At 38.5% G+C, this 13,413-nt stretch carries 10 protein-coding genes; 1 reads left to right on the top strand and 9 read right to left on the bottom strand.

The window, feature by feature from the left end:
- The first annotated feature begins 50 nt into the window (after positions 1-50).
- Positions 51-650, top strand: a complete 600-nt coding sequence (locus L655_RS0120830) for a Yip1 family protein (protein ID WP_024606163.1) — start codon at positions 51-53, stop codon at positions 648-650.
- A gap of 114 nt (positions 651-764) precedes the next feature.
- On the opposite strand, the gene purF is transcribed toward L655_RS0120830, so the two are convergent.
- The 9 genes from purF to L655_RS0120875 form a co-directional block, all read right to left on the bottom strand.
- Entirely contained in the window at positions 765-2,291 is a 1,527-nt protein-coding gene (gene purF, locus L655_RS0120835; RefSeq protein ID WP_024596369.1) for an amidophosphoribosyltransferase, read from the bottom strand.
- Positions 2,292-2,309: 18 nt separating this feature from the next.
- On the bottom strand, positions 2,310-2,804 hold the full coding sequence (locus tag L655_RS0120840) for a CvpA family protein (protein ID WP_002958356.1): 495 nt from the start codon (positions 2,802-2,804) through the stop codon (positions 2,310-2,312).
- 189 nt (positions 2,805-2,993) lie between these two features.
- A complete protein-coding gene (locus L655_RS0120845) occupies positions 2,994-3,635 on the bottom strand; it encodes an SPOR domain-containing protein (protein ID WP_024606164.1) in 642 nt (213 codons plus the stop codon).
- Positions 3,636-3,646: 11 nt separating this feature from the next.
- Entirely contained in the window at positions 3,647-4,912 is a 1,266-nt protein-coding gene (gene folC / locus L655_RS0120850) for a bifunctional tetrahydrofolate synthase/dihydrofolate synthase (protein ID WP_024606165.1), read from the bottom strand.
- Positions 4,913-4,937: 25 nt separating this feature from the next.
- Positions 4,938-5,813, bottom strand: a complete 876-nt coding sequence (gene accD / locus L655_RS0120855) for an acetyl-CoA carboxylase, carboxyltransferase subunit beta (RefSeq protein ID WP_024606166.1) — start codon at positions 5,811-5,813, stop codon at positions 4,938-4,940.
- A gap of 155 nt (positions 5,814-5,968) precedes the next feature.
- Positions 5,969-6,763 (bottom strand): tRNA pseudouridine(38-40) synthase TruA, encoded by a 795-nt coding sequence (gene truA, locus L655_RS0120860; protein WP_024606167.1) that lies wholly within the window; start codon positions 6,761-6,763, stop codon positions 5,969-5,971.
- A 279-nt stretch (positions 6,764-7,042) separates the two neighbouring features.
- The gene (locus tag L655_RS0120865; RefSeq protein ID WP_024606168.1) at positions 7,043-10,858 is read right to left on the bottom strand and encodes a FimV/HubP family polar landmark protein; all 3,816 of its coding nucleotides are present in this window, start codon (positions 10,856-10,858) and stop codon (positions 7,043-7,045) included.
- Between the two features lie 353 nt (positions 10,859-11,211).
- A complete protein-coding gene (locus L655_RS0120870; RefSeq protein ID WP_024594855.1) occupies positions 11,212-12,228 on the bottom strand; it encodes an aspartate-semialdehyde dehydrogenase in 1,017 nt (338 codons plus the stop codon).
- A 48-nt stretch (positions 12,229-12,276) separates the two neighbouring features.
- The gene (locus tag L655_RS0120875; protein ID WP_024606169.1) at positions 12,277-13,398 is read right to left on the bottom strand and encodes a 4-phosphoerythronate dehydrogenase; all 1,122 of its coding nucleotides are present in this window, start codon (positions 13,396-13,398) and stop codon (positions 12,277-12,279) included.
- Positions 13,399-13,413 lie beyond the last annotated feature (15 nt).

Raw genomic sequence — 13,413 nt, forward strand, 5'->3', positions numbered from 1 at the left:
AAAATAAACCAACCAAAACAGTAATACGTTCCTTTTATGGAGTAAGCACTATGATATTAAATCACCTCTGGGGCATTTATGCTCACCCACTTGAAGAATGGCAAACAATAGATAATCGCCATGAAAGTTTAACCTATAGTTTGTCGCATATTTTACTGATTGCTTTGTTTCCTTCAATAATGGGTTATTACTCATCTGTTTATTTAGGATGGAGTATAGGCGCAGGCGATCCCGTATTTTTAACGCACGATAGTGCGCAATTAATTGCAGGTGCAATGTATTTTGCTTTAATAGCGGGCGTTTTTGCATTGGCGTATTTGGCTCATTGGATGGCCGTTACATTTGGCTCTAAGCCTACATTTACACAAACACTTGAACTTGCAGCTTATACTGCAACACCTGTGTTTATGTCGGCGCTTGCCGCCTTTTGGCCTGTACTTTGGTTTGTAGTGTGTATTGGAATTATTGCACTAGCTTACTCGGTCTACTTACTTTATACCGGCGTACCAATACTTATGCATATTCCAGAAGAGCGTGGCTTTATTTATGCCAGCTCGGTTGTAACGTGTGGATTAATATTACTAGTTATTATTTTAGCTGTAACAGCTATGCTTTGGACAAATGGGATTGTTAGTCCAATGTTTACTTAATAAAGTTTAGCTAATAAAGAGTCGTGTTTGATAGAAATGTTCCCTTTCTTTCCTTCGCAAAAAAGGAGCTAATTAGCTCCTTTTTTTATATTTAATAGTTTTTATCAATAACCATTAATCAGCTTCGTTTTCGTCTTGGTTGTGAATCTCTAAACTTGAAGACATCGCACTTTCGCGGGTGCTTTTTGCTGAATCGTTACGTAGCTCATCAATACGGTTTAAATAGTTTTGATCAATGTCGCCTGTAATATATTGCCCATCAAATACTGAGGTTTCGAACTTAGTAATTTCAGGATTTTCTTGGCTAACCGCAGCTATTAAATCTTTTAACGATTGAAAGATTAAACCGTCAGAACCAATACTTGCATTAATATCTTCAACTTCACGGCCGTGAGCAATAAGCTCAGCTGCTGAAGGCATATCAATACCGTACACATTAGGGAAGCGTATTTCAGGCGCTGCGGATGCAAAGTAAACATTTTTAGCACCAGACTCTCGAGCCATTTCAACAATTTGTGCTGATGTTGTACCACGAACAATTGAGTCATCAACCAATAATACGTTTTTACCTTTAAACTCGCGATCAATTGCGTTTAGCTTTTGACGCACTGATTTTTTACGCATCTCTTGGCCAGGCATGATAAATGTACGACCAATATAACGGTTTTTAACAAAACCTTGACGATACGGTAAATCAAGTACACGTGCAATTTCCAGTGCTACATCGCATGAAGTTTCTGGGATTGGGATAACTACATCAATGTCTTTATCAGCCCATTCACGTGCAATTTTTTCACCTAGTTTTGTGCCCATGTTTACGCGTGTTGCGTACACAGACATCCGGTCTATTGTTGAATCAGGTCGAGCAAAATAAACAAATTCAAAAATACACGGCGAGTAAGATGCTTTATCTGCACAACTAAGTGAATGAAATTCCCCTTCTTCTGTAACATATATAGCTTCACCAGGGGCAACATCACGTACAAACTCAAAGCCGTCCGGTTTTAACGCAACGCTTTCAGAGGCGAACATGTACTCAGTCCCTTTTGCAGTCTCACGTTTACCAAATACAAGTGGACGGATACCATTAGGGTCGCGAAAAGCAACAATACCGTGACCAATAATCATAGCAATTGTTGCATAACCACCGCTTACTTTATTATTTACCTCGGTTACCGCAGTAAATATATCTTCAGGGTCTAAATGCAACTTATCAGATTTACTTAGTTCATGTGCCATGATGTTGAGTAAGATTTCTGAATCAGATGTTGTATTTACATGACGACGTGCTTCTGAGAATAACTGCTCTTTTAAAGCTTCTGCATTAGTAAGGTTACCATTATGGGCAAGCGCTATACCAAACGGTGAGTTAACATAAAAAGGCTGTGCTTCAGATGAGCTTGAAGACCCTGCTGTAGGATAGCGCACATGGCCAAGACCTATCGTACCTTGTAGTCGTTTCATATGACGAGTGTGAAAGGCATCTTTCACTAAGCCATTTGCTTTGCGTAAGCTGAACGTATTATTCTCAATGGTAATGATACCCGCGGCATCTTGACCACGGTGCTGCAAAACAGTTAAGCCATCATAAATCGCCTGATTGACAGGGGATGTTCCGACTATTCCAACGATACCACACATGTAATTTATCCTCGCCGATTAACGGTTTACTGAATTTAAAAAGCTCGAGTTGTTTTCTAGGTACGAAAAGAACCATTCAACAACAAAGCCAAATTCTGGAATCAAAATAGAATTGCCCCACCAGTGCGTATTGGGTGCACCAGTAAAAGCATCAAGAAAGAAGAGTAACGCGCTCACGACCAACACGCCTCGTAGAGCACCAAACACTATGCCAAAGACACGGTCGGTACCCGATAAACCAGTACGATGTACAAGTTCACCTAAAATGTAGTTTAGTAAACCGCCTAACAGTAGCGTCGCAAAGAATAATATGGCTATGGCCGCCGCATTTCTTAAAAGGGGTTCAGAAATGGTTGTTAGGAAGGAAGCTAAATATTGGTAAAATAAGCTAGAGATGATAAAGGCGCCAGCCCATACCGCTAATGACATTGCTTCTTTTACAAAGCCGCGTATTAAACCGATGATGGTAGACAATACAATGATGCCAATAATGGCGTAATCAACCCAGATCATAAGAACCAATTAGTCGCTAATTTGGGGCGCATTCTATACCCAAACATCGTTAGTATGCAAGTTTAAACGGGAGATTACTGGGTTGTAGTTAATACAAAAAATTAACATTCTAGTCTAGGTATTGTGAGATAAAGATAATGATAAAAAAATATAAATAAATAAATAAAGGCTTGTTATACAAGCCTTTATTTATTTTGTTACTTCGTACTGCGTAACTTTACCATTTAATTTAGTAAGCTCTTTGAGCTGGGGGATCTGCTTTTGTAATTCACTTTTATCAAGCGAAGGACCAACAAATACTTTGGTTAATGTCCCATTTGGGGTTTTAATCGGTTTAGTAAACGTTTTAAACCCTTCAGCCTTTAATTTAGCCTGTAATGCTTTAACGTTTGCAACATGTGAAAAACTACCTAATTGAATAACATAGGCCATACTCGTTAGGTTTTCATCACTTTTACGTGGTGCAATTGGCTCTGGCTTAGCTTGAACAGGCGCTTTTGTAATTGGTGTAGCTTTGGGTTCTATAGTTGCTTCAACAACTTTATCTTCCACAGCGTAATCACTCTCATCCTTCGCGCTTTGCTGCTCAAAAGCTTCATCGTCAGCTTGAATGTCTTCAATTTCATCTTGCTTTAGTGGCTCAGCATTAGCCATATTTTCATCAATTGACTCTTGAAGATCGATTGTTTTGAACTCAGGGCGGTCTGGGATCGCTTTAAAGCCTTCTTTATAATGCACTTTTTCGCCATCGAGTATATTAGGGATAAACACAATTGCTGCAATCACCACTATACTTGTTCCGACTAAGCGATTAATAAAACTTGAGTTCACCGACATCCTCTCTATTTTTTAAAGTAATTAATAGCGCCAGCAACTGTAAAAAATGAACCAAATATAATCAACATAGTATCACTTTGTTGTTCTGGTAAAATTACATTCAGTGCCTGTGCCACACTATCATAGCTATTAATAGTTTTATGATGAGACAATTCCTGCAGTGCATTTTGTAAATTACTTGCAGTGTCGCCTCGCGGGCCACTTAAGCTCGCTAATGACCACTCATCGACCAAGTGACTTACTTCTTTAAGTACACCCGTTTTATCTTTATCAGCAAGCATAGCGGCTAATGCATGAATTTTAAAGCCTTTATCTTTATAGCTTGATAACTTATTGGCTAAATAACGCGCCGACTCAGGGTTGTGTGCTACATCGGTAAAGACTAAAGGCTCAATACTTAACTGTTGAAATCGCCCTTCGACAACTAAATTAGCTAAACAACTTCGTATAACTTGCTCACTTGGTAATAAGTTTAAAACACTGAGCGTGGTTAATGCGGTTGCTGCATTTTGACACGGTATTGCTGGCTTATCTATTTCAAGATTATGTTCTTTATATTGCCAATTAAAGCTCTCAGCATTTTCTTTAAAAATAAAGTCACTGCCCGACAACGTCATATTGGCATTAATTTCTTTGCCGTAATCAGTCATTGTGTGAGGAATATTTAAATCCCCTATAATAGCGGGAGTATTTTCACGAAAAATACCGGCTTTATCATAAGCCACTAACTCACGGGTATCACCTAAGTACTCTTTATGGTCTAAGTCTATAGTCGTGATCACGCTTGCAAAGGGAGTGACTATATTTGTGGCGTCAAAGCGCCCACCTAAACCAACCTCGAGTAATACATAATCGACGTTACAGCGTTTAAAAATTGCCAACGCACCCAAAGTACCATATTCAAAATAAGTCAGAGGAGTGTCTTTACGGCCTTGCTCAAGCTGGTGAAAAGCATCTATATGAAATTGGTCTGCCAATTCTTCCCCATTAACTCGTACACGCTCGTTATAACGAATTAAATGTGGAGATGCGTAAGTACCCACATTGAAACCTTGCGCTAGCAATAGCGACTCTAAGCAGCGTGCTGTGGTGCCCTTACCGTTTGTACCGGCAATAAGAATAATTTTACTTGGAGTGTTTAACAGGCCAATATTGTTAGCAACATTAGCAACTCGTTCTAAGCCCATAGCAATGTTAGCTGGGTGAACACTTTCTAAATAAAAAAGCCAATCATCAAGGCTTGATGATTGGCTAGGAGTTTTTTTTGTCATAGCGTGTAATCAGTAAAGCTGAAATTTACGCTACTCTATGCTCTTGTTCCGTAGAAGGCAAGTTCATAAATTTAGCTAAAATGCGTGCAAGGGTATCGCGCATTTCACGGCGGTCAATAATCATGTCAATTGCACCGTGTTCAAGCAAAAATTCACTACGCTGAAAGCCTTCAGGTAATGTTTCGCGAACAGTTTGCTCAATAACACGAGGACCCGCAAAACCAATTAATGCTTTAGGTTCCGCAACGTTAATATCGCCCAGCATAGCAAGTGATGCAGATACACCACCCATAGTTGGGTCAGTCATGACTGAAATAAACGGAAGACCTTTTTCAGTCATTTTTGCAAGTGCAGCACTTGTTTTAGCCATTTGCATAAGCGACATAAGCGCTTCTTGCATGCGTGCACCGCCTGATGCAGAAAAACAAATAAGCGGCATGTTATGCTCTAAACATTGATCAACAGCATCAACAAAGCGAGCGCCAACAACAGAAGCCATTGAACCACCCATAAACGAGAACTCAAATGCTACTGCTGCAACTGGAATACCTTTTAATCGGCCTTTCATAGCTACAAGTGCATCTTTTTCACCACTTGCTTTTTGGGCTGCACTGATACGATCAGAGTATTTTTTAGAATCTTTAAACTTAAGAATGTCTTTAGGCTCATGTTGTGTGCCAAGCTCTTGACGGTCACCTTCATCTAAAAAGTGCTCCAGGCGCTTACGGCCACTAACACGCATATGATGGTTACACTTAGGACATACGTTTAATGACTTTTCTAATTCAGCTTTATATAAAATTGAATCACACGATGTGCACTTAGCCCAAATACCTTCTGGGATTTCTTTACGACCTGATGATTTTGTCGTTTTAGGTAAGATTTTTTCTAGCCAACTCATTTGCAACTCTCTTAATGCTGTTCTGTGTCGCGAGCCTGCCAATAGCAATTAGCAGACAAATTTTTTCAATTAAAACATGAATTACACTAACGCGGTATAAAAAACTGGTCTTAGTAGTTAAAAGTGTTCATAGAAAGCACTAACGACAACCATAACTAAATTTCAGCGTCAGGTAAAAACAATGGACCTAAAGGCATTTTAGGAATATTAAACTCTTCAGGATAATCGACATCAACCAAGTATAAACCTGCAGCTTTAGCTGTAGCACTTGCTTTAGCACGCTCTTTACAATCAAGTAATTCTTTCAACCAAATAGGCTGTTGCTTATGTATGCCAATATCCATCAAGCTCCCCGTTATATTACGTACCATGTGATGTAAGAACGCATTCGCCTTAATATCAATAATAACGTAACACCCTTGGCGCTGTACCGATAAATGATGAATAGTACGAGTCGGTGTATTCGCTTGACAATGCATCGCTCGAAAAGATGTAAAATCGTGTGTCCCGATCAAATACTGACAGGCTTCCTGCATTTTAACTTCATCTAATGGGTGATGAAAATGCGTAACCCCTTCGCTTAACACTGCTCCTCGAAAAGGAGAGTTATAAATAATATAGCGGTATCGGCGAGCGGTTGCACTAAAACGAGCATGAAAATCGACAGCAACTGGTTGTGCAAAGCGAATAGCAATATCTTTAGGCAATAAGGTATTCATACCCATTGTAAATGCGACCATGTCACGCGAAGCTTCAGTTTCAAAATGTATTATTTGACCTGTACCGTGCACACCCGCATCAGTTCGCCCCGCACATACTACTTCAACTGGGTGATTACAAATACGCGACAATGCCTTTTCTACTTCTTGTTGTACGCTATTTACATGTGATTGACGTTGCCACCCACTATAGCGTACGCCGTTGTATTCAACTCCAAGTGCTACTCGCATAATTACTGCTTTACCTACTGTGCTAATGAACACGGCATTTTATGCTATCTCTCGACGCAATAAAAGGAGGTGTGCAGTAATACCCTTTTTATTAAAAACATGATCATTTTAATGAATCAAATAACTTAATAATCACGATGTGAATTATTCTTTTATAACAATTACATACTATAAAATTCGCTTCATTAATGCGTTGCTTTTCCTTGTTATAATTAAACTAACTTCCATAAAAAAACCCTTAATTAGAATGACCAATTAAGGGTTTTTTAAAACAATTTGTTATTTTAGTTTCGCTTTTAAACTAAGTGCCTCTTCTTGAACTTCTTCAGGGCCTTTGTTGATGACATCCTCAATGACCTTGAGCGCAGAATCAAAATCATCAATTTCAATATAAGCACGCGCTAAATCTAGTTTAGCTGAATAGCCACCACTTTCAGCATCAACATCGGTTGGGTTATCACCAGCAAGTAATGCATCAAACTCACTCAAACCGACATCCATATTAACGTCGGTGTAAGGTTCGTGTTCAAGTTCAGCCTCTTCACTTTCTTCTAATAATGAATCTATGTCTACAAATTCATCATTATCAAGTTGCTCAATATCACTACTTTCAACAAGTGGCTCTTTTGTAGTTAATGAGTCATCTTCCTCTAAGTCTTCTTTTAGCAAGCTGTCAAAGTCGACATCAAATTCACTGCTATCCTCAGCACTTAATCCTTCAGGCTCCGCTAACTCACTAAGTAATGAATCAAAATCAGTTTGCGTCAAATTTGACATAAACTCTTCATCAAGTTCATCGTCAGAGCTAATATCAGTGCTACCTGCTTCATCTGAGTTTGTTAACTGTGCTTCGTGCTCTGCATTTGTTTGCTCTTGCTGCTCGTCTGATAACTCATCAGTTAGCGCTTGCTCTAAAGTATCTTCGTCAAACTCAACATCTAAGTCAGAAAAATCGTCTTCAATTAAAATTTCATCATCAAAATCGTCTTCTAAATTATCTAAATCATTATTTTCAGAAAGCGCATTTGATAAGTCCTGCTCAGCTTGGCTGGAAGCGACTCCCTGCGCCTCACCGTCTAAATCATCACCTTGTAATTCTTCGGGGGTAAATGGCAACTCACTTTCTAGTGTTTCTTGAACTTCATCAAGGTTAAGAGGCTTGGTATCCTCTTCTATACTAACTGGTTCAACAGAATCAATTCCGTCATTAATTTCTTGCAGTAAATCATCATCAAACGACTCGTCTTCAACCTTAGCTTCTGATTCAGAGAAGTCATTATCATTTAATAGTTCATCATCAAAATCATCTTCTAAGCTATCTAAGTTAGCATTTTCAGAAAGCGCATTTGCGAGATCTTTCTCTGTTTGACTAAGTGCTACTGCATTTTCTTCACGCGGTGCATTTTCTTTAGGTTCTTGCGGCTCAAACGAAGGTTCATTCTCCAATAATGAATGATCATCGTCTAATTCAAGTTCAGGATATTCATCTAACTCTTCACTTGGCGTTATAAGATCGCTATCAAGCTGCTCTTCAATTTTGGTAAGATCTGAGTCATCGTCGCCCGCTAACGGATCGTCACCAAGATCTACTTCTATTTCTTCAAGATCGTCGTCAAGCTCATCTAAAGACCAATCTGGTGTTTCTATATAGTCATCATCCGTCGCTTGTTGTAGCTCATTTAAAAGCTCATCAACGCTCTTTAAAGTATCATCTGTATATTCTTCAAGCGCATCTTCAGGATCAAGAAGCGACTCTGATGTATCTGAAAAATCATCAACCGTTACATCTATAAGTTCAGGTTCTTCTGCAAGTTCAGGCTCATCGTCAAGCTCGGGCTCTTCTTCAAACTCAGGTTCCTCTGCAAGTTCAGGCTCATTGTCAAGCACGGGCTCTTCATTTAATGATGAAGCAAGCGACTCAATATCATCAACATTTAATTCTTCTTGAGCATCTGCTAAATCCTCAACTGAGTCTGCCAATGCATTATCAATTTCTGAATCTCTTACATCTGAATTTTTTACTTCATCATCAATTAGGTTATCTATATCGTCTAAATCAAAGCCATCACTTTGTTCAACTAATGAATCATTTGCAGCATCAACTGCTGCCTCATCAATTAGGTTATCAATGTCGTCTAAATCAAAGTCGTCACTTTCCTCAACTAATGAATCATTTGCAGTATCAACTGCTGCCTCATCAATTAAGCTATCTATATCGTCTAAATCAAAGTCGTCACTTTCCTCAACTAAAGAGTCATTTGCAGTATCAACCGCAGTCTCATCAATTAAGCTATCTATGTCGTCTAAATCAAAGTCGTCACTTTCCTCAACTAATGAATCATTTGCAGTATCAACTACTGCTTCATCAATTAAGCTATCTATATCGTCTAAATCAAAGTCGTCACTTTCCTCAACTAATGAGTCATCTGCAGCATCAACTGCTGCTTCATCAATTAAACTATCTATGTCGTCTAAATCAAAGTTGTCGTTTTCTTCTAGAAGTTCATTTTCGTCGAGTAACTCTGCATCAATTGAGTCATCTACCACATCACTTTTTGGTTCATTCGCTTCATCAATTAAGTTATCTATATCATCTAAATCAAAGTCGTCGCTTGAATCAAGTTCATCTAAAGTGTTATCTGAGGTATCTAATTCTGTTGATGTTTGATCTAATAATTCATCTATATCAAAATTATCATCATCTGCAAGCTCCTCACTTAAAGCCGCCATTTCATCATGAGACTCTAAGCTATCATCTTCTAAAGCTTCGCTTGTTTGCGGTGCATCAAACTCAGGTAGACTATCGTCTTCATCAAACAAGCTATCTAAATCGTCATTAGTTAGAATTTCATCATTGTTTATTGAGTCATCAGATAAGTCTAAATCTATATCTTCAGCGTTTTCATCTGAAGGTTGATCAAACCCTTGCTGCATAAAAATATCGAGCTCATCATCGTCATCGGTATTTTCATCATCAAAAACAATGTCATCGCTTAGTAAGCTTTCGAGCTCATCCTGATCAAGTAAATTTTCGTCGCCAGAAAAATCATCTAAGCCGTCGTCTAAATCATCATTAGGCAACATATCACTTTCGAGACTATCATCTAATTGAACACTCAAATCATCTAAAGGGTCAGGTACAATTGGATCGTCATTTAAGCTTGGGCCTAAATCATCATCGCCAGTATAAGTTGGGGTTTGTGGTAAAAAGTCATCATCGTTTTGCGGCTCTTCTTGATTGCTTGCTCGTTTGCGTAAAAACATAACAATTGCAAAAATAATCAGTAACCCAGGAATAAACATTAACAAGCCCAGTACTATGGGGTTTGAAAATAATGAGCCAAAATCAAATGACTCTTTTGGTATTACTTCTTGTTTTTTTTGTTGGGCAATAATCTCGTTTTGTTTAACGATGAGTTCTTTTAACTGATTTTGAATTTCGCTGTCTTGTCCTAGTTGCAAACGTAAGTTTTCGAGCTCTTTTGATATTCCTGATAACTGTTTTTTAAGATTATTATTTTCAACTAAAATATCTTCTACATTACTAACTGAGCTTTTAAACTGTTGTTGTAACTCAACTAGCTTAGTACCTTGCTCTGTTTTTATTTCATTTAATTCTTTCTGTATCTCTTTCTTAGCATCGTCTACATCAATTTTACGCGCTTGAGTTACTTTTGTTTGCGCTGAGTTAGTTTCGCTTTGTGTAAGCGTGCCATTTTTTTTCTTTTCCCATAATGCATCATCTTGCTCAGAGCGTTGCTTTGCGAGCTGCGTATTTACAGCTTTTATTTCGGCTAAGGTAGGGATTTTTAAATAGGCACCATTTTGAATGTGGTTAAGATTTTGTTCTAAAAATGAATCGGGATTTTTGTTATACAAAGCCTGCATAACTTGATAAATACTGACAGAATTGTCTGGGCGCACTTTAGCTGCTATACGCCAAAGCGTATCAGTTGGTTTAATTGGCCCAATTGATCGCCCTTGCGCACCATAGTCAACGCCTTTAGGCCCCTTTAATTGGGTACTGTCCTGAGAGTAAACTGGCGTTACTATCAATGCAGACGCTAATATAATAAGTGTAGCTAAACCGCGCATGCTGATCCTTTAATATTTAATATTAATAAAACACCTAAAACTTAAGTGCATAAATATTGTTTATTATTGCTATTATCAGCCAAATGACTGACTCGCATTTATTATTACAATCTATTTTTATTGCAAGCTCTATTCCAATTACAGACTATAAACCAGTTAGAGCGTAATATCCATCGCAACACCTTGAAAATAAATGCCTTAAAACATCTTCATAAATATTAATTTATTGAGTGTTATCAATCAGTTTTTGTATTTTTAAAATTAAACGGCAAAAATTTGACAAGCCATATAAACAAAAAGCGGCAAACAACTACTGTTTACCGCTTCAAAGGCATGTTTAGCGCAATTAACTATTACATGTAATTAGCAATAAGCTCTTCTGCAATTTGAATGCTATTAGTTGCAGCACCTTTACGAGTGTTGTCACTTACAACCCACATGTTTAGTCCATGAGGATGAGAAATATCAGCACGTAATCGACCTATATACACAGTATCGTTACCACTAGCGTCAGACACTGCTGTTGGGTAGTCACCTTCATCATCAATTAGCTCGACACCAGGCGCGTCTTTTAAAAGTTGCTTAACGTGTTCAAAGTCATAAGGCATGCGCGTTTCAATATTAATTGATTCTGAGTGCCCAAAAAATACGGGAACACGTACACACGTTGGATTCACTGCAATAGTGGTATCACCCAAAATTTTATGAGTCTCGTTTACCATTTTCATTTCTTCGCGCGTATAGCCATTATCTTCAAAGCTATCAATTTGAGGAATAACGTTAAATGCAATTTGCTTTGGAAATACTTTATTATCCATAGGGCGTGCATTCATCAAATTAGCTGTTTGCTTTGCAAGTTCATCAACCGCGTCTTTACCTGCACCCGATACAGCTTGGTAAGTAGATACATTAATACGGTCTATTCCGTAAGCATCATAAATTGGTTTAAGTGCTAACATCATCTGAATAGTTGAACAGTTAGGGTTAGCAATAATATTACGATTTCTAAAATCAGCTAGGCTTGAAGCATTAACTTCTGGCACCACGAGTGGTATTTCAAAATCATTTCTAAAGTGCGATGTATTATCGATTACAATACAGCCGGCTTCAGCAGCAATAGGAGCATATTTTTCAGATACACTGCCACCAGCAGAAAACAAACCTATATGCGCTTGGCTAAAGTCAAAGCCTTCAACGTCAAGTACTTCAATGGTCTCACCACGAAACTTTATATCTTCACCTGCGCTGCGGCTGCTAGCAAGTAAAAAAAGCTGATCAACAGGAAACTTACGATCTGCTAGCGTTTCAATGATTTGACGGCCTACTAAACCAGTAGCGCCAAGTACGGCAACGTTATATTTTTGCGACATATTTCTTCCTCTATAAACGACATTAAAACAACATCGTTAGTTAAATAATTATTCAGCTATGCTAAAGCCAAGCTGGCTAAGTGCTGCTAGTTGTGGGCTATCACCTTGTAGAAATAAAGTGCTAAATTCTCGCCTTATAGGATAGTTTTTACGTAAACTATCAAAGCCGTCGCTCTCTAGACGACGAAGTAATATTCCGTCATCGCGGCGAACGTCATAAATTAAATGCACTAAACGGGCAATATCTTGCTCATTAAGGCTTTGCGTAACAGTTGCATTTGTAATGGCTGGTGTTGGTAAAAAATCATCCAACGATTTAATCGCCTCAACACCTTTGAGCTGACACAGTTTTTGATACAACATTTGTGTACCACGAGCTTTCCCCTCAAGTGTATGCCCTGCAATGTGCACACTAGCGTAACGAACATGCTCTAGTAATTCAGTTAAAATATTGGGTTCTTTCTCCCATACATCAAGTACTAAATCTAAATCAGCCCCAGCTTCCATTACCTCAAGTAATGCTTGGTTATCAATTACATCGCCACGGCTTGCATTAATTAGCGTGGTTCCTGGCTTAAGTGCCTTTAAACGCTCTTTACCCATCATGTGCAGTGTTTTATGCTCGCCACTTTTAACAAGGGGAACGTGAAAAGTAACAACATCTGACTGCGCTAATAACTCATCAAGCGCTACATGCTCTTGTAATAAGCCTTGTTCGTGCTTAATCGGATCGCACAGCAGTACAACTACGTTTAATGCTTTTAATTTTTGCGCCAAACATGTACCAATGTTGCCCATCCCTACAATACCAATTGTTTGACCACACAATGGACGCGCATTTTCTTGGCTTAATGCAAATAAGCTACTAATTACATATTCAGCTACAGCAACCGCATTACAACCAGGTGCACTGGTAAAAGCAATATTTCTATCATGCAGTAATTGCGTATCAATATGGTCAATGCCGATTGTGGCAGTACCTACAAAGCTCAACTTGTCAGCTTGTACCAAAAGTTCATGATTAACATTTGTCACCGAACGAGTAAGAAGAACATCTACATCTATTAATTGTTCAGGCGTTAATTTACGACCATCAAAACGCTCAACCTCACCAAAGTCTGCAAAGTACTGCTCAACTAAAGGCATATTTTGATCGGCAAGAATTTTCATTACAGAGTCCGTTTG

The organism is Pseudoalteromonas sp. TAE79 (assembly GCF_000498015.1).
GTDB lineage: Bacteria > Pseudomonadota > Gammaproteobacteria > Enterobacterales > Alteromonadaceae > Pseudoalteromonas.